The sequence below is a fragment of the Streptomyces sp. NBC_01306 genome (genome assembly GCF_026340465.1).
Lineage (GTDB): Bacteria > Actinomycetota > Actinomycetes > Streptomycetales > Streptomycetaceae > Streptomyces.
The window spans coordinates 1809680-1827099 of sequence record NZ_JAPEPC010000001.1; the positions used below are offsets into that span (position 1 = coordinate 1809680).

Annotated in this window: 13 protein-coding genes; 7 read left to right on the plus strand and 6 right to left on the minus strand. The window is 71.0% G+C overall.

The window, feature by feature from the left end; genetic code table 11:
* Positions 1-128 precede the first annotated feature (128 nt).
* The 5 genes from OG385_RS07685 to OG385_RS07705 all read right to left on the minus strand — a co-directional run bounded on the left by OG385_RS07685 (position 129) and on the right by OG385_RS07705 (position 6336).
* Positions 129-1979 (minus strand): MFS transporter, encoded by a 1851-nt coding sequence (locus OG385_RS07685; RefSeq protein WP_266853064.1) that lies wholly within the window; start codon positions 1977-1979, stop codon positions 129-131.
* 329 nt (positions 1980-2308) lie between these two features.
* Positions 2309-3394 carry a hypothetical protein gene (locus OG385_RS07690; protein ID WP_266853065.1) on the minus strand — a complete coding sequence of 362 codons (1086 nt, stop codon included), beginning with the start codon at positions 3392-3394 and terminating at the stop codon, positions 2309-2311.
* A gap of 94 nt (positions 3395-3488) precedes the next feature.
* On the minus strand, positions 3489-4250 hold the full coding sequence (locus OG385_RS07695) for a VC0807 family protein (protein ID WP_266853067.1): 762 nt from the start codon (positions 4248-4250) through the stop codon (positions 3489-3491).
* 189 nt (positions 4251-4439) lie between these two features.
* Positions 4440-5576, minus strand: coding sequence for a Ku protein (locus OG385_RS07700; RefSeq protein WP_266853069.1), 1137 nt, complete (start codon positions 5574-5576; stop codon positions 4440-4442).
* A gap of 187 nt (positions 5577-5763) precedes the next feature.
* Entirely contained in the window at positions 5764-6336 is a 573-nt protein-coding gene (locus OG385_RS07705) for a TetR/AcrR family transcriptional regulator (protein ID WP_266853071.1), read from the minus strand.
* Between the two features lie 121 nt (positions 6337-6457).
* Here OG385_RS07705 and OG385_RS07710 point away from each other — a divergent pair, with 121 nt between their 5' ends.
* Positions 6458-7924 (plus strand): FAD-dependent oxidoreductase, encoded by a 1467-nt coding sequence (locus OG385_RS07710; RefSeq protein WP_266853073.1) that lies wholly within the window; start codon positions 6458-6460, stop codon positions 7922-7924.
* Positions 7925-7970: 46 nt separating this feature from the next.
* A complete protein-coding gene (gene ligD / locus OG385_RS07715) occupies positions 7971-8861 on the plus strand; it encodes a non-homologous end-joining DNA ligase (RefSeq protein ID WP_266853075.1) in 891 nt (296 codons plus the stop codon).
* An 83-nt stretch (positions 8862-8944) separates the two neighbouring features.
* Here the strand turns inward: ligD and OG385_RS07720 are convergent, their stop codons facing one another.
* Entirely contained in the window at positions 8945-9826 is an 882-nt protein-coding gene (locus OG385_RS07720) for an NERD domain-containing protein (protein WP_266853077.1), read from the minus strand.
* A 100-nt stretch (positions 9827-9926) separates the two neighbouring features.
* Between OG385_RS07720 and OG385_RS07725 the strand changes: the two genes are divergently transcribed.
* The 5 genes from OG385_RS07725 (at position 9927) to OG385_RS07745 (ending at position 17252) form a co-directional block, all read left to right on the plus strand.
* Positions 9927-10238 carry a zinc-ribbon domain-containing protein gene (locus tag OG385_RS07725; RefSeq protein ID WP_266853078.1) on the plus strand — a complete coding sequence of 104 codons (312 nt, stop codon included), beginning with the start codon at positions 9927-9929 and terminating at the stop codon, positions 10236-10238.
* Between the two features lie 166 nt (positions 10239-10404).
* Entirely contained in the window at positions 10405-11784 is a 1380-nt protein-coding gene (locus tag OG385_RS07730) for an FtsW/RodA/SpoVE family cell cycle protein (protein WP_266853080.1), read from the plus strand.
* A complete protein-coding gene (locus OG385_RS07735; protein WP_266853082.1) occupies positions 11781-13238 on the plus strand; it encodes a penicillin-binding transpeptidase domain-containing protein in 1458 nt (485 codons plus the stop codon). The genes OG385_RS07730 and OG385_RS07735 overlap by 4 nt, the downstream gene beginning before the upstream one ends.
* Before the next feature lie 67 nt (positions 13239-13305).
* On the plus strand, positions 13306-14463 hold the full coding sequence (locus tag OG385_RS07740) for an amidase (RefSeq protein WP_266853084.1): 1158 nt from the start codon (positions 13306-13308) through the stop codon (positions 14461-14463).
* A gap of 89 nt (positions 14464-14552) precedes the next feature.
* A complete protein-coding gene (locus OG385_RS07745; protein ID WP_266860701.1) occupies positions 14553-17252 on the plus strand; it encodes a SpoIIE family protein phosphatase/ATP-binding protein in 2700 nt (899 codons plus the stop codon).
* Positions 17253-17420 lie beyond the last annotated feature (168 nt).

A 17420-nucleotide genomic window follows, 5' to 3' on the forward strand; every position in this document is an offset into this window, starting at 1 on the left:
TCTCCCGTTCCCGGCCCCCCTTTCCGGCCGGTGACTGACATCGTAGAGATCGTTCCGTGGCCGCCGCCCCATGTTTCGCCGGGGACCCGGCCGGCAAGCCGGGTCCCCGACCTCACAGGGCAATACGCCTAGCCGCGCGGTGGGCCGCCGCGTCCCGCCGAGGTCGCCCCGCGCCCGGGATCTGCCGACCGGGTGCCCTCACCGTCCGGCACGACCGGCTCGCTCAGGCCCAGGCCTGCGCCTCCGGAGACACCGGCCATCTCGGAGCCCAGCGACTCCGGCGACAGCACCCGGTGCTTGCGGCCCACCCTGCCCGTCAGCAGCGAGGAGAGCGCGGCCACCAGGCAGGCCGCCACCGCGAACCAGAAGGCGATGACCAGCCCCTGGTGGAAGGGGCCGGAGATCAGATGCGGGAAGAACTCCTTACTGGTGAGGTGCTTGCCGCCGTCCGGCAGCTTGGTCAGATGGTCCCCGAGGAGCTGCTGAAGGGGGTTGTAGCCGAGGAAGGCCGCGAAGAGCACGGCGATCGGCGGGAGTTGGGACACCTGCGTGGCCTCGGCGCCGGGCACGCCCTGCGACACCAGACCGTCGTGCATCGCGCTCGGCAGGCTGTGCGAGAGGCCCGCGATCATCAGGCTGAAGAAGATGCCGATCGACAGGACCATCGCGGAGTTCTGGAAGGTCGCGGTCATCCCGGATCCGGCGCCGCGCGACTCGGCGGGGACGGCGTTCATGATCTCGGCCCGGTTCGGTGAGGCGAAGAGGCCGGAGCCCACGCCGTTGACCACCAGCAGCAGCGCGAAGATCCAGTAGTGGAAGTCGGTGGGCAGCGTCATCAGCGCCAGGAAGCTCACCGCGGTGAGCAGCGCGCCGCCGACCGTGAAGGGCCGCGCCCCGAGCCGGTCCGAGAGCCAGCCCGAGAGCGGGGCCGAGAGCAGGAAGCCGACGGTCAGCGGGATCATGTAGATACCCGCCCAGAGCGGGGTCTTCTCGAAGCTGTAGCCGTGCAGGGGCAGCCAGATCCCCTGGAGCCAGATGATCAGCATGAACTGGAGGCCGCCGCGCCCCAGCGCGGTCAGCAGGCTGGCGATGTTGCCCGCGGTGAAGGCCCGCAGCCGGAAGAGCGAGAGCCGGAAGAGCGGCTCGGCCACCTGTGTCTCGATCCAGACGAACGCCCCCAGCACGACCACCCCGCCGATCAGCGCGGCCAGCACCCACGGGTTGAGCCAGCCCATGGTGCTGCCGCCGTAGGGCTGGATGCCGTACGTGATGCCGACCAGTACCGAGATCAGCCCGACGGCGAACGTGACATTGCCCCACCAGTCCATCCGCGCCTTGGCCCGCACCCCGGTGTCGTGGAGCTTCAGATACGCCCAGATGGTGCCGAAGACGCCGAACGGCACCGACACAAGGAAGATCATCTTCCAGTTCACCGGGGCCAGCACACCGCCCAGGATCAGCCCGAGGAACGAACCGGCGATGGCGGCGATGGAGTTGATGCCCAGCGCCGTACCGCGCTGGTTCGCCGGGAACGCGTCGGTGAGGATCGCCGTGGAGTTGGCGAAGAGCAGCGCACCGCCGACCCCCTGCGCGATGCGCCAGCCGATGAGCCAGAGCGCGCCCGCGCTGCCGTCCATCCAGGTGACCGAGAGCATGACCGAGCAGAGCGTGAAGGCGGCGAAGCCGAGGTTGTACATACGGACCCGGCCGAACATGTCGCCGAGCCTGCCGAAGGTGACCACCAGCACCGCGGTGACCACCATGAAGCCCATCAGCATCCAGAGCAGATAGCTGGTGTTCGCGGAGTCCAGCGGGTCAAGATGAATGCCGCGGAAGATGTCCGGAAGCGCGATCAGCACGATCGACTGATTGATCATCACCATCAGCACGCCGAGCGTGGTGTTCGACAGCGCGATCCACTTGTAGTGCTCCCCCGGTCCGGCCGGGGGCGACGACTCTGCGGGTATTCGACCGGTCATGCCCACGATGCACGTTCCCCTCTGCGCGCGCCCCTGCCCGCCGACACCGGTGGACACGGGTCGTTAGTTGACGCAAGCAATCTAACTCTTGTAGGTGGCATCCACATTTCGTGGCGGCGGGAAGATCCGCTCGCAGGCCGGGGCGGTGCGCCCCCTTTACCCCTCGCGCCCCAGAGGCCACGAGCGGCGATGCGCGGGCGCGAGGTCCGGAACCTCCAGCAAAGATGCACGTCAGGCGGCACACGACCCGGCGCTCCATGGATTCGGCGGGGGCGCGGGCGCGGGGCGCACGACCCTGTCATGGGTCGTACACATATTTGATTTATGACTCAGGTCACAGATCTGCCATAGCGGGCGGCCATCGCATGGAAGACCTCCTTGGGCTCCCAGCCGAGTCCGGCGTACGGCGAGTCCGGAGCCCCCGCAGCCGAACCCCCCGGAGCGGTACCCCTGGCAGCTGAACCGCCGAGCACCGGTGCATCCAGCATCTTCACCACGCCGTACGCGGCCATGTCCAGGTCATGGCGGGGGTCGTCGGGGCGGTGCGGTGCTCCGTAACCGGCGAAGCTGAACCAGAACGCCGCGTCGAAGCCCTCCTCTTCGAACACCGTGAGCAACTCGTCGAAGTAGCGGACCTGTTCCCCCTCGTCCCGGGTGTACTCGCCGTCGAGCGCAGGGGGTTGCGCCTGCTCGTCGACGATCGTCCAGCCGGTGCCGCCCCGCAGGCCCGCGCCCCGGTAGGTGCAGCAGCCGAACTCCGTTGCCACCACGGGCTTTCCGTGTGCCAAGTGCCCGCGGACCTCTTCCCGGAAGTGCTGCTCGTTGTGCGCGGCGCGGTAGGCGTCCACACCCACGATGTCGAAGGGCGTCCAGTCGATCCGCTCCCAGGGGCCCGACGCATAACTCAGCCGGCCGCCGAAACGCGGCCGTACGGCTTCGGCCGTCTCCCGGAGGAACCCTCCGAGCTTCTCCATCGCCTCCGTGTACAGCGCGCGCCGGTCCCCTCCGGCGGCTCCCTTCAGCACCGCCATCCGCTCGAACAGGGTCGCCCCCGCGAAGAATCCGTGGTTGAAGAGGGTGATCTCGCAGCCGGTGACATAGACGGTTTCGGCACCGGTACGCCGTACCGCTTCCGCCCGGTCCGCGCAGTCGAGCAGGACGTCGCGCAGGGCGTCGGGCCGCAGACCGCAGGGGAAGGGCGCGAACCAGACCTCCAGACCGGCGGCGGCCGCGGCCTCCGCGGCGGTCGACAGCCGGTCCGGGTCGCCGCCCGAGACCCGGACCGCGTCACAGTGCAGCTCGTCGGCGATGATCCGCATCTCGCGGCGGACGACGCCGGGGTCGAAGTCCTGACGTGAGATCTCCTCGCCGATCGGGGTGAATCCGGTGTCGTAGTTGATGCCGTGGCGTCGCATGGGGCTGCTCTCTCCGTCTCGGGGTCCGGTATTCCGGCCGTGGGGTGGTGGGTGGCACCGCGTCTCGCTGCCTTGCCGTCTCGCCGTCCCGGCGTCAGGCCGCCTGCCCGGTGCCGGTGGCCGTGTTGATGCCCGTGGCGCCGGTGGAAGTGGGGCGCGCCTGGGCGGCAGCGCCGGTGGAAGCGGGGCGGGCCTGCGCGGTGTCCGCTGTACGGGCGGCCACGTCCGCCGCCACCAGCTTCTCCATCGGACCCGCCGCGAGTCCGCCGCCCACCAGCATGGCCAGGACCACGAAGCAGCCCATGATCACGTTGCCGAGCCAGACCATCGTGTCGACCGGCAGGGAGTACACGGCGATCACCCGGACCACGCACTCGGCGAGCAGGGCGACCCCCCAGACCAGCGAGAACAGCGACTCCAGGCGGCGGAAGGGCCGGGATTCCACCGAAAGCCGTTCCCACGACGCGGCCTTGTCCTGGCTGCTCTTGACGAGCCAGGGCTTCAGGCCGGCGGACATCAGCGGCCTTCCGATCAGGACGGAGATCAGCACACCGATGCCGACCGCGCTGCTGCCCGCGCTGTCCTTGACGAGCATCAGCCGCGGGTCACCGGTGAGCATGGTGAGCGACAGGCCGACGACGTTGACGAAGAGGATCAGGGCGGCGAGACCGTTGACCCGGCGCTCCTTGACGATGCCCCACACCGTACGCACGGCGGGCAGGGCGCTGCTCCAGGCGAGGGCGGCGACCGTGCCCATGCCCTCGTGCTTGAGGAGGTAGTAGGCACCCATCGGGATGACGATGTCCACGACCAGCGGACTCATGCTCTTCTTCGGGTTCTCCGTCGCGTTTTCCATGCGTACAGCTTCGCGAGCGGAGGGGGGTCCCCGGCAGATGCAGCTGTCCTCAACCCGGCAGGACATTTGTCAGTGCCGCGTCCGTGATTCGTCAGCGATTCGTCAGTACTTCGTCAGTACTTCGTCAGTGCCGGAGCATGACCCGGGACGGGCAACCAGCCCTGGCGCAGGGCCGGGTGACGCCGCGTGTCACGCCGATGCGCGCTTCTTCCCGCGCGTCCCTGAAGCCCCGCTGCCCGCCGCCGTCTTCTTGGAGCTGCTGCTCCTGGCCGACGTCCCGCCGGCTGAACTCTTCTTGGCTGTCGTCTTCTTCGCAGCGGTCTTCTTCGCGGTGGTTCTCTTCGCCGCGGCCTTCTTCGGGGCCGCCCGTCCCGAAGTAGCCTTCTTCTGGGCGGACTTGGGCTTTTCGGTCTCGGCCTTGGTGTGCGCTCCCCCGCCCCCGCCCTTCGCGTCCGCCTTCCGCCTGCCGCCCGGCCGCAGCTCCCGGACCTCGGCGTCCTCCCCGTCCCCGGTTCCTGCTGCCCCTTCCCCTTCTTCGCCCTCTTCGCCGCGCGTGGACTTGGCTGCCCGCACGCTCTTCTCCAGCGCCGACATCAGGTCGATGACCTTGCCCGCACCGGCGTCCGCCGCCGGCTGGGCGGGGGCCTCCTCGCCGGACGTCTTCGCGGCGATCAGTTCCTCCACCGCCTCCCGGTAGTCGTCGTGCAGCGAGTCCATCTCGACCTCGCCCAGGGTGTCCATCAGGGTGTCGGCCAGGTCGAGTTCCGCGTCGCGCACCGTGACGGAGGTTTCCGGGGCTGCCCCTTCGTACGACCTGATCTCGTCCGGCCAGAGCAGGCCGTGCATCGCGATGGCGTCGCCGACGACCCGCAGCATCCCCAGCCGCTCCCGCCCGCGCAGTGCGAACTTGGCGATGGCGACCCGGCGGCTGCGCTTGAGCGCCTCGCGCAGCAGGGTGTACGGCTTCGCGGCCGTGGGCCCGCCGGCGACCAGGTAGTAGGCCGCGCCCATCTGCAACGGGTCGATCGAGTCCAGCGGCACGAACGCCACGATGTCGATCGTCTTCGCGGTCGGCAGCGGCAGCGCGGCCAGGTCCTCATCGGTGATCGGGATCATGGAGCCGTCGTCCGCCTCGTACGCCTTGCCGATCTCGTCGGCGGTCAGCTCCTCGCCGTCCAGCTCGCAGACCTTCCGGTAGCGGATGCGGCCGCCGTCGGCGGTGTGGATCTGCCGGAAGGAGACCGAGTGGTTCTCGGTGGCGTTCACCAGTTTGATCGGGATGCTGACGAGGCCGAAGGAGATGGCCCCGTTCCAGATGGATCGCACGATGGCTCCTGTCCGTCAGTACGGCACTGTCCTGCCCTGACCAGTCTCCCGACAGTGCGGCTTCTCTGCCACCGGCTCACTGCGGGGCTACTCCATGGGGGCGCGCGCCGGGCCTGACCGGCCTTGGGTCTTCCGTCCGGATCCGGCCTGATCCGGACGTCAGACCCCCTGATCCAAAACGCAGACCCTACGGGTGCTCGGACGTCAGGTAGCGGTGGACCGTCGGGGCGAGCCAGTCGACGATCTCGTCACGGGACATCGCCACCGCGGGCTCGATGCGCAGGACATACCGGGCGAGTGCCATGCCAAGGATCTGCGAGGTGACGAGCGCGGCACGGCGAGGGGCGTCGGCGGGGTCGGGGCAGACAGCGGCAGCCACCGGTCCGACCTGCCCGGCGAAGATGGCCCGCATCCGCTCGGCCCCCGCCTCATTGGTGACGCCGACCCTGAGCAAGCCCGTCAGCACCTCGTCCTGGTCCCAGCGGTCCAGGAAATGCCGGACGAGGACCGCGCCGATGTGCCCGTCCGGCAGTGCGGCCAGGGCGGGCAGCCGCAGATCGATCGTGCACGCCGCGGCGAACAGCCCCTCCTTGGAGCCGTAGTAGCGCATCACCATCGAGGGGTCGATGCCCGCGTCACGGGCGATGGCCCTGATCGTGGCGCGTTCGTATCCGTCGGCGGCGAACCGCTCCCGGGCGGCTTCGAGGATCGCCGCCTTGGTGGTGGCGGCAGATCGGCGCGGGACGGAGGAGTCAGACATGCCAACGAGCGTAGGCCAACAGGCGTTGACATGCCATCTCGGCCCGCTCTAGCCTTGCCAACAAGCGTTGGCCCACAGGTGTTGGCCAGCAAAGGTCGGCATGTGCCATTCGGAGGCCGCCATGACGGACACGCACAGCACCGGAGCGAACTGCACGGACACCACCGACGTACTGATCGTGGGCGCCGGCCCCACCGGACTGCTTCTGGCGGGCGACCTCGCAGCCCAGCAGCTGTCGGTCACCGTCATCGAGCGGCGCCTGCCCGGGACGGGCAATCCGACCCGCGCCTTCGCCGTCCACGCCCGCACCCTTGAGCTGCTCGACGCACGCGGTCTCGCCGACGACCTGATCAGGACCGGCACCCGCATGGAACGGATGCTCCTCTTCGGCCGCGCCTCGCTCGACCTCACCCGGCTGCGGACCCGATTCCCCTTCCTCCTGATCACCCCGCAGTACGAGGTCGAACACCTGCTGAAGGCCCGCGCGCTCAAAGCCGGCGTGGACTTCCGCTACGGAACGGAGCTGATCGGCCTCAGCCAGTCCCCCACCGCTGACACCGTCACCGCCGACCTGCGCGGCGCCGACGGGACCCGCTCCACCGTCGAGGCCCGGTATCTCACCGGAACGGACGGGGCGCACAGCGCGGTCCGCCGGTCCCTCGGGCTGCCGTTCCCCGGCGAGTCGGTGATCAGGTCCATGATCCTGGCCGATGTCCGGCTCACCGGGACACCCCCCGAACTGCTCACGGTGAACGGTGTGGGCGACGCCTTCGCCTTCATCGCCCCGTTCGGCGACGGCTGGTACCGCGTCATGGGCTGGCACCGCACCCGGCAGGCCGACGACAACGATCCCGTGGAGCTCGACGAGTTGCGCGAGATCGCCCGCCTCGCGCTCGGCACCGACTACGGGATGCACGACGCCCGCTGGCTTTCACGCTTCCACAGCGACGAGCGCCAGGTGCCGGCCTACCGCACCGGCCGGGTCTTCCTCGCGGGCGACGCCGCCCATGTCCACTCCCCGGCGGGCGGCCAGGGCATGAACACCGGCCTCCAGGACGCGGCGAACCTCTCCTGGAAGCTCGCGGCCGTCCTGCGCGGGCAGTCCGCCGACCCTGAGAAGCTCCTCGACAGCTACCACGCGGAGAGGCACCCGGTCGGGTCGCAGGTGCTGCGCGCCAGCGGAGCGATCATCCGTCTCGCCATGGCCGGGACGCCGTGGCAGCGGACGGTGCGCGCCGCCGTCGCCCACCTGCTCTCCGCCGTACGGCCGGCCTCGGACAAGGTCATCGGAAGGATCTCCGGCATCGGCATCTCGTACCCCGCCCCCAAGGGCAGCCACCCTCTGACGGGCACCCGGGCACCGGCCCTGCGCCTCGCCGAGGGGCACCTGCTGGAGTTGTTACGGGACGGGGCCTTCGTCCTGATCACACCCCCGGACACCCCCGAACACACCGGGCCGGCCCCGCTCGTCCACGCGCACTGGACGGACGACCGCGCCACCACCCTGCTTGTCCGTCCCGACGGATACATCGCCTGGGCGGGTACGCGCCCCGCCCCGCAGACCCTGGACGCGGCACTGGGCCGATGACCGGTCGCCGATACTCACTCTCCGCATTTCGTGGGATTCTCGACATATGTCCCCGATTACCGAGGTGGAGGGGCGGCGCCTGGCACTCACCCACCTCGACAAGGTCCTCTATCCGGCCACGGGCACCACGAAGGGCGAGGTCCTGCACTACTGCGCCAGCACGGCGGGGGCGCTCCTCGCCCATCTGCACGGCCGCCCGGTCTCCTTCCTGCGGTACCCGGACGGCCCCGGCGGCCAGCTGTTCTTCACCAAGAACGTGCCGCCGGGCACCCCTTCCTGGGTCCATACGGCGGAGGTGCCGCGCTCCAGGAGCAGGGACGCGCGCCAGGTGCTGGTGCAGGACCTGTCGAGCCTGATGTGGGCGGCCAATCTGGTGGTCGAGTTCCACACACCGCAGTGGCAGGCCGACGCACCGGCCCTCGCCGACCGGCTTGTCCTCGATCTGGACCCCGGGGCCCCGGCCACCGCCGTCGAGTGCTGCACGGTGGCGCTGTGGCTGCGTGAGCGGCTGTCGGCGGACGGGCTGACCGCGTACGCGAAGACCTCGGGCTCCAAGGGGCTCCATCTGCTGACACCGCTGGAGCCGACGCCTTCGGACGACGTGTCGGCGTACGCCAGGACGCTCGCGGTCGAGGCCGAGGCCGCCCTGCCCGATCTGGCCCTGCACCGGATGAAGCGGGCGCTGCGGCCGGGCAAGGTCTTCGTGGACCACAGCCAGAACGCGGCGGCGAAGACCACGGCGGCGCCCTACACCGTGCGCGCACGGACCGAACCGACCGTCTCCACGCCGGTGACCTGGGAGGAGATTGCGGGGTGCGCGGCCCCCGCCGACCTGGTCTTCAGGATCGACGACATCGGCCCCCGGCTCCAGCGGTACGGCGATCTGCTGGGCCCGCTGATCAACCTCAACCGGGCCAGGCCACTGCCCCGCACCTGACCCGGCAGTCCGGCAGCCCGGCAGCCCGGCAGCCCGGCAACCCCGCACCCCCGGCCCGCAATTCGCAGCCCGCGCCCGCCCGGTCACACCCGCAGCCAGGTCCTCCGGTCGCGGGCCGTCGCGTACAGCGACTCGATGTCGGCCGGCTTCAGTACACCGCCGAGCCCGGCCAGCGCGCCCACCTCGCCGTCCCGCAGCAGCCGTACGCCCACCTGCCCGCCGTCCCGCAGCAGCCACGCCTGACCCGGCCGGGCCCCGGAGGCGCCGGGGCCGCCGCGTTCCCCGGCGCCCCGCGCCGCCGTTTCCACCCGTGCCGCGCCGACGATCCCGAGCACCGGACGTACCGCCGTGGCCAGGGCCAGCGCTGCACGCTCCGCCTCGTGGCGGGCCCAGCGCAGCTGTGGTTCCGGCTGTCCGCGCCCGGCCGCGACCAGCGGATCCGCGATCCGGACCGTCCGCTTCCAGGCGTACAGCGTCCGCACGGACAGCACCCCGGCCGGGCCGATCAGGAGATGGCCGATATGCCCGCCGCCGGGCAGCGGCACCGAGTGCAGCACCCGCCACCCCGCGCCCTCCAGCGTGTCCAGCTCGGCCCCCAGCGCCTCCTGGGCGGTGAGCGCGTCGAGCGCGGCGCGCCGGGGAGCGGGCCGGAAACGGGAGACGGCGATCCCCGCCAGGGCGGCGTGCAGCGCCTCGCCGGGCCGGTTGGGTGCGAGGTCGTCGTCGGGGTGCAGGGTGAGCAGCGCGAGTTCCGCCGGGGTGGGGACCGGCGGCGGGCCCACCTCGGGGTCCCCGCTCAGATAGGGCGCGAGGGCGTCGAGCACCTCGGCCCTGTACTCGTCCAGCACCAGGCTGACCTGGCCCGATTCCCGGTCGTACCAGGCAGCGGCCGGGCCTCCCGGCAGCGTGACGTACAGCCGCGTCCGGCCCTGGTACCGCCCCGGTGTCACCTTGAGTTCCGCCATGCCGCATCACCCCACCCCGACCATGGGAACAGCCCGGGCGCCGCAGGGGCAAGAACCCGGTTACGGTGTACCGCGATTACCGACCAGGAGGGGACCCATCATGATCATTTTTGGCAGCAGAGGCTATCTCTACCAACTGGCCATACTGACGCTGGTGTGCGGACAGTGCGGGAACCCGTCCGCGCACACACTCCGTAAGCGCGTCACCAAGTTCACGCTGTTCTTCGTGCCGCTCTTCCCGTTCTCCACCAAGTACGCGACGCAGTGCACCTTCTGCGGTGTCGAGAACCGGGCGACCAAGGAGCAGGCCGAGCAGCTTCTCGCACAGAGCGCAGGCCAGCCGCAGGGCCCGCAGCAGGGATACGGCCCGCCCACGCCGCAGCAGCAGGGCCAGAACCCGTACCAGCGGTGAGCCGCACCGCCGCCCGGCGCGGGTCCGGGCGGCCCTGACACAGCGTCACACCTGCACCGTCCCGCAGCTGTCCGGTCACCGCCCCCGCCGCGCGCGGCACCGGCTCCCCATCGGCGCACGGTGACATTAACGGACATAGCGTCACCGTCTTGCTACGTTGCCTGGCATGACCGCAACGACGGCGGACGCTCCCCCGCCCGAACTACGTCTGCCGAAGCGTCGGGGCGTCGAACTGGTGCTGCTGATCGGCGCCGTACTGATCTCCGTCTACGGCTACATCGACGTCGGACTCGCCAAGAACGACGCGGTACCGGCGGACACCCTGAACTACGGTGCGGGTCTTGGCCTGCTGGCGCTCCTCGCCCATCTCGCCGTCCGCTTCCGCGCCCCGTACGCGGACCCGTTGCTGCTGCCGATCGCCGTGCTCCTCAACGGCATCGGCCTCGTGCTCATCTACCGTCTCGACCTGGAGACCCCGGGCAACAGCGCGGCCCCCACCCAGCTGATCTGGTCCACGCTCGCCGTGGCGCTGTTCATCTGCTGTGTGCTCTTCCTGCGCGACCACCGGGTCCTTCAGCAGTACACCTACCTCTCGGTCGCCGCCGCCCTGGCCCTGATGATCATCCCGATCTTCTTCCCGGCGGTGAACGGCGCGAAGATCTGGATCCGGGTCGGCGGTTTCTCCATCCAGCCCGGCGAGTTCGCCAAGATCCTGCTCGCGGTCTTCTTCGCCTCGTACCTCTCGGCCAACCGCAACGCGCTCTCGTACACGGGCCGCAGGATCTGGCGGCTCCAACTGCCCACCATGCGCGTGCTGGCACCGGTGCTGGCGATCTGGCTGATCAGTGTGGGCGTCCTCGTCCTGGAGCGCGACCTCGGGACCTCGCTGCTCTTCTTCGGCCTGTTCGTGATCATGCTGTACGTGGCGACGGGCCGGCTCAGCTGGATCGCCATCGGCATGGTGATGGCCGCGTTCGGCGCGTTCGTCGTGGGCAGCCTCGAACCCCATATCCGCGGCCGCGTCGAGGACTGGCTGCACCCCTTCGCCTCCATCGACGCGGGCCAGGGCGCCAATCAGCTCGCCCAGTCGCTGTTCGCCTTCGCGGCCGGCGGCATCCTCGGCACCGGTCTCGGCCTCGGCCACTCGATCCTCATCGGCTTCGCCGTGAAGTCCGACTTCATCCTGGCCACGGCGGGCGAGGAGCTGGGGCTCGCCGGGCTCGCCGCGGTCTTCCTGCTGTACGCCCTGGCGGTGGCCCGCGGCTACCGGGCCGGGCTCGCGCTCCGCGACTCCTTCGGCCGGCTGCTCGCGATCGGTCTCTCCTCGATCCTGGCGATCCAGGTGTTCGTGATCGCGGGCGGGGTGATGGGGCTGATCCCGCTGACCGGTATGGCGATGCCCTTCCTCGCCCAGGGCGGCTCCTCGCTCGTCACCAACTGGGTGATCGTGGCGCTGCTCATCCGGATCAGCGACTCCGCGCGCAGACCGGATCCGGGGTTCGTGGAGACCGGGATCATCGCGCCGATCGTGGAGGACGAGTCGTGATCCGCTACATCCGGCGTGCCGCCGCCTGCTGTCTGCTGCTCCTGGTCGCGCTGCTGGCCAACGCCGCCAGAATCCAGGTGTTCCAGGCGGACTCGCTGGACAAGAACCCGGCCAACCGCCGCCAGACCATTGCCCGTTACCACGAGCCGCGCGGCAACATCCTGGTCGGCGGGCACAGTGTCACCGGGTCGAAGGACACCGGCCAGCAACTGCGGTACGAGCGCACGTACCGCGACGGACCGCTGTACGCACCGGTCACCGGCTACGCGTCGCAGACCTACGGCACCACCCTGATCGAGAACGCCGAGGACGGCATCCTGTCCGGCACCGACTCGATGCTCGCCCCCTTCCCGCTCTGGAACGAACTGACCCGCGCGCAGCAGCCGGGCGGCAGCGTGGCCACCACCATCAAGGCGTCGATGCAGGAGGCCGCGTACAACGGGCTCGGCGGCAGGCGTGGCGCGGTCGCCGCCGTCGAGCCGTCGACCGGGAAGATCCTGGCGCTGGTCAGCAGCCCTTCGTACGACCCGGGGGACCTGTCGGGCACCGGCCCGTCCGTCAGCAACGCCTGGTCGCGGCTGACCGGCTCCGCCGACCAGCCGATGCTCAACCGGGCCATCCGGCAGACCTATCCGCCCGGTTCGACGTTCAAGATCGTGACGGCGGCGGCCGCCCTCGACTCGGGCGTGGTCACCGATATGAACGCGGACACCGACACCCCCGATCCGTACACGCTGCCCAACACCACGACCGTCCTGCCGAACGAGGCGAGCGGCTGCGGGAACGCCTCACTCGCGTACGCCATCGAGGTCTCCTGCAACACCGTGATGGCCAACCTCGGAGTCAAGGTCGGGCTCAGCGGGATGGACGACGCGGTCGGGAAGTTCGGCTTCAACGACGCCGGCCTGAGGATCCCCTCCGGGGTGGCCAGGAGCAACTTCGACACCGACATGAGCAAGGACCAGCTGGCGCTCTCGTCGATCGGGCAGTTCAACACCTCGGCGACACCGCTGCAGATGGCGATGGTCTCGGCCGCCGTCGCGAACGGGGGCGAGCTGATGTACCCGCATCTGGTCGACGAGACCCGCGCCAGGGGCGGCCGGGTCGTCAGCCGCACGGGATCGAAGTCCTACCGCCGGGCGATGGACGCCTCCACGGCTGTCCAGCTCCAGCAGATGATGGTCGACGTCGTGACCCAGGGCACCGGGTCCAACGCGGCGATCCCGGGCGCGACGGTGGGCGGCAAGACCGGCACCGCGCAGAACGGGGTCAACAACGCCGGTACGCCGTATGCCTGGTTCATCTCCTGGGCGAAGGCCGACGGTGCGAGCCAGCCGGCGGTCGCGGTGGCCGTCGTGGTCGAGGACGCGTCGGCCCACCGTGCCGACATCACGGGCGGCGGCTTCGCGGCCCCGATCGCACGGGCGGTCATGCAGGCCGCACTGGGACACTGACGGCGAGGCCGGCGGGCGGGCACCGGCAGCCGGCGCGGGTGGGACGAGGGGGACGCAGGTGGTGGCGATGAACGCGGCGGTGGCGGAAGCGCTGGGACGGATCGCACGGCTGGACCCCGCGCTCAGCGCCTTCACCGAGGTCTGGCCGGACGCGCCGCCGGGCGGCCCGTCACCGGGCCGCCCGGCGGACCACCCGGTGGACGGCGGGCCGCCGCGCTCCGAGGTTCCGCTCTCCGGGGTTCCGCTCTCCGGGATGCCGCTCTCCGGGATGCCGCTCTCCGGGGTTCCGTTCGCGGTGAAGGGCCCGTCCGGCATCCGCGGGTACGCGGCCCGGCGGCTGCGGGCCGCGGGCGCCGTCCCGGTCGGCTCGACGGCGGTGCCCGGGCCCGGGACGCACTGGCAGACCTGGGGTCTCGGCGCACACGGTCCCACCCGCAATCCATGGCGCCCGGACCGTACCCCGGGCGGTTCGTCGGCCGGGTCGGCGGTGGCGGTGGCCACCGGCATGGTCCCGCTGGCCACCGGGAGCGACGGTGCGGGATCGGTGCGGATACCGGCCGCGTGGTGCGGCGTGCTGGGCCTCAGGACGACGGCGGGGCTGCTGCCGTCGCCGGACAGGACCGGGCTGGCGTCGGCGGGTGTCCTGGCGGCCGGCGCCGACGGGGCGCAGGCGTATCTGCGCGCGGTGACGGGCCGGTACGAACCGTCCCTGCCGGAGTTCCCGGTGCCCGCCGTCTGGTCGGCCGACCTGGGCTTCGCCGCGGTGGACGACGAGGTGGAACGGGTCGCGAGGCGGGCCGTGGAGTGGATGGCGGCGGCCGGTCTCGTACGCCTCGACGCCACCTCGTACGACCTGCTCGACCCGTGCGACGCCTGGCTGGCGGTGCGCGGCGGGCAGCCGGACCTGGCCACGGCGGTCCGCGCGGAGAACGACCACCGGCTGGCGTCCCTCTTCGCCCGCGCCCCGTTACTGCTCACACCGGTGACACCGAATCGGCCGCATGGCCACGAAGGACCGGGCGAACGGTACTCGACCTCGCTGACCTGGGCTTTCAACCTCAGCGGCCATCCGGCGGCGAGCATTCCCGCAGGGTTCGGGCCTGACGGGTGCCCGGTGGGGCTGCAGATCGTCGCGGCACCCGGGCAGGACGCCTCGCTGGTGGAGATGGCGCGGGCCGCCGAGTCGATCATGGAAAGGAGCGCTTGGTCCGCTTCGCCCCACTAAGGGATCAATGCTATGAAACGAGGGTGACCGCACACCGCCGGAGCCCCGTGCCGCACCCGTCGCGCTGGGGGCTGCGCCGGAGCCTCGCCATGCAGGTGTTCGGTATGCAGGTGGTGCTGATCGTCCTGCTGGTCGCAGCCGCCGCTGCGGTGCTGGTGCTGCAGTCCAGGTCCGACAGTGTGCGCGGGGCGCGGAGCCGCTCGCTGGCCGCAGCCGAGGCATTCGCCCACGCTCCCGGGCTGCCGCGGGCGCTGCGCTCACGCGATCCGACGGCCGTACTGGAGCCGCTGGCGGAGGGCGCCCGCAAAGCGGCCGACATCGACTTCGTCACCGTGATGAACACCCAGGGGATCCGCTACACGGACCCCCAGCGCGCACTCATCGGCAAGCGGGCCTCAGGTGATCTGAGCAGGGCCGTGGCGGGGCACCCCTTCACCGAGGTCTTCTACGGGGCCCCGTCCGACGCCGTGCGCGCCGTCGCCCCCGTGCTCGACGGCCACGGCCATGTGGTCGGCCTGGTCGCGGCCGGGATCGAGATCAGCAATGTGACGGATCTGGTCAGCCAGAGGCTGCCGCTCTTCCTCGGCACCGCCGCGGCCGCACTCGCCCTGGCCACCATCGGGGCGGCGCTCGTCAGCCGCCGGCTCGGCCGCCAGACACACGGTCTGGGACCCGCCGAGATGACCCGGATGTACGAGCACAACGACGCCGTTCTGCACGCGGTGCGCGAGGGCGTGCTCATCATCGGCAGCGACGGGCAGATCCTGCTGGCGAACGACGAGGCGCGCCGGCTGCTCTCCCTGTCGCCCGATGCCGAGCTGGACCGGGTCGCGGACCTCGGGCTCGCCCCGGCCATGGAGCGGCTGCTGACCCGGGGCGAGGCGGTGACCGACGCCGTACACCTGACCGGGGACCGGCTGCTGGCGGTCAATATGCGGCGCACCCGGACCCGCGCCGGACTCGGCAGCAGAGTGGTGACCCTGCGGGACACCACCGAACTGCGCGCCCTGACCGGCCGCGCCGAAGTGGCGCGGGAACGGCTGCAGTTGCTGTACGACGCGAGCGGGCGGGTGGGCACATCGCTGGACGCCGTGCGGACGGCCGAGGAGCTGGCGGAAGTGGCCGTGCCGCGGTTCGCCGACTTCGTCACGGTGGATCTGACGGAGCCCGTGCTGTCCGGCGGGGAGCCCGGCGGCGCCTTCACCTCGATGCGGCGGGCTGCCGTGCGCGGTGTCCGCGACAGCGATGCGCTGGACCCGGCCGGCACCCGGATCGACGTGGTGCCCGGCACCCCGCTGGCGCAGTATCTGGCCTCCGGAGAGCCCACTCTGGAGGTCGATCTCCCCGGGGCGTACGACTGGCGGCAGCAGGACCCGTCCGGCGGCCTGCGCGCCGTCGACGAGGGGTTCGGTTCGCTGATCCGGATGCCGCTCACGGCGCGCGGGGTCGTGCTGGGTCTGGTGAGCTTCTGGCGCGCCGTGGAGCGTGAGCCGTACGAGGAGGACGACCTCTCCTTCGCCGAGGAGCTGGCCCTGCGGGCGGCGCTGAGCGTCGACAACGCCCGCCGGTTCACCCGCGAGCACACCACGGCGGTCACCCTCCAGCAGAGCCTGCTCCCCCACGATCTGCCGGAGAACCGGGCCCTGGACGTGGCCCACCGCTATGTTCCCGCCCGGACCGGGGTGGGCGGCGACTGGTTCGACGTCATCCCGCTGCCCGGCGCCCGGGTCGCGCTGGTCATCGGCGATGTCGTGGGGCACGGCCTGCACGCCGCCGTGACCATGGGCCGGCTCCGTACGGCCGTCCACAACTTCTCCTCGCTGGATCTGTCCCCGGACGAGATCCTGGGCCATCTCAACGACCTGGTCCTCACCATGGACGAGGGGAACAGCTCGCTGGGTGACGGCACGGTCGTCACCGGGGCCACCTGTATGTACGCGGTCTACGAGTCCGTGTCGGGCCGCTGCACGGTGGCCAGCGCCGGCCACCTCGGCCCGGCGCTCGTCGGCCCCGACGGAACGGCGCGGTTCCCGGCCGTCCCGCTGGGTCCGCCGCTGGGCACCGCCAGCCTGCCCTTCGAGACCGCGGTGCTCGACCTGGCCGCCGGCAGCAGCCTGGTGCTGTACACCGACGGCCTGGTGGAGGAGCGCGGCCGGGACATCGATGTGGGCCTTGAACTGCTGCGCACCACCCTGGAGGAACAGGCCGGGCTCGACACGGAGCCGCAGGAGATGTGCCGGAGTGTGTTCGACGCGCTGTCGCCCTCGCACCGGGAGGACGACGTCGCCCTCCTCGTGGCCAGGACCCGGCTGCTCGACCCGTCGTCGGTCGCGGACTGGGAGCTGGAGGCCGATCCGGCGGCGGTCGCCACGGTACGGTCAGAGGCGGCCCGCAGACTCGGCGAATGGGGCCTGGACGAGATCGCGTTCAACACCGAGCTCATCCTGAGCGAACTGCTCACCAACGCGGTCCGCTACGGCACCGCCCCGATCCACGTGCGGCTGCTCCACAGTGCGACCCTGACCTGCGAGGTCGCCGACAGCAGCAGTACCTCACCGCATCTGAAGCGGGCGGCGGCTATGGACGAGGGCGGGCGCGGGCTCTATCTCGTCGCGCAGTTCGCGGAGCGCTGGGGCACTCGGTATCCGCCGCACGGAAAGATCATCTGGGCCGAGCAACTCCTCACCGGGCCACAGGCGCAGCCCCAGCAGTGGTCCGTGGACCTGGACGATCTGGATGACCTCGATGACCTGGAAGGCCTGGGAGGCCCGGAGGGCTCTGGCCTGTGACGGGAGACGGGGACGGCGCCGGCGCGTAACGGGATACGGGATACGGGATACGGGGACAGCACCGACCCGTAACGGGACACGGGAACAGCACCGGCCCGAACGGGACACCGGAACAGCACCGGCCCCGCGTCGGCGGAGCGGCGGCAACAGCACCAGCGCCGGAGCGGC

Bases quoted from the DNA above. Each gene is read 5' to 3' on its own strand.
- OG385_RS07695 (WP_266853067.1), bottom strand. From the start codon at position 4,250: ATGGAAAACGCGACGGAGAACCCGAAGAAGAGCATGAGTCCGCTGGTC.
- OG385_RS07685 (WP_266853064.1), bottom strand. From the start codon at position 1,979: ATGACCGGTCGAATACCCGCAGAGTCGTCGCCCCCGGCCGGACCGGGG.
- OG385_RS07720 (WP_266853077.1), bottom strand. From the start codon at position 9,826: ATGGCGGAACTCAAGGTGACACCGGGGCGGTACCAGGGCCGGACGCGG.
- OG385_RS07690 (WP_266853065.1), bottom strand. From the start codon at position 3,394: ATGCGACGCCACGGCATCAACTACGACACCGGATTCACCCCGATCGGC.
- OG385_RS07710 (WP_266853073.1), top strand. From the start codon at position 6,458: ATGACGGACACGCACAGCACCGGAGCGAACTGCACGGACACCACCGAC.
- OG385_RS07740 (WP_266853084.1), top strand. From the start codon at position 13,306: ATGAACGCGGCGGTGGCGGAAGCGCTGGGACGGATCGCACGGCTGGAC.
- OG385_RS07730 (WP_266853080.1), top strand. From the start codon at position 10,405: ATGACCGCAACGACGGCGGACGCTCCCCCGCCCGAACTACGTCTGCCG.
- OG385_RS07705 (WP_266853071.1), bottom strand. From the start codon at position 6,336: ATGTCTGACTCCTCCGTCCCGCGCCGATCTGCCGCCACCACCAAGGCG.
- OG385_RS07745 (WP_266860701.1), top strand. From the start codon at position 14,553: ATGCAGGTGTTCGGTATGCAGGTGGTGCTGATCGTCCTGCTGGTCGCA.
- OG385_RS07725 (WP_266853078.1), top strand. From the start codon at position 9,927: ATGATCATTTTTGGCAGCAGAGGCTATCTCTACCAACTGGCCATACTG.
- ligD (WP_266853075.1), top strand. From the start codon at position 7,971: ATGTCCCCGATTACCGAGGTGGAGGGGCGGCGCCTGGCACTCACCCAC.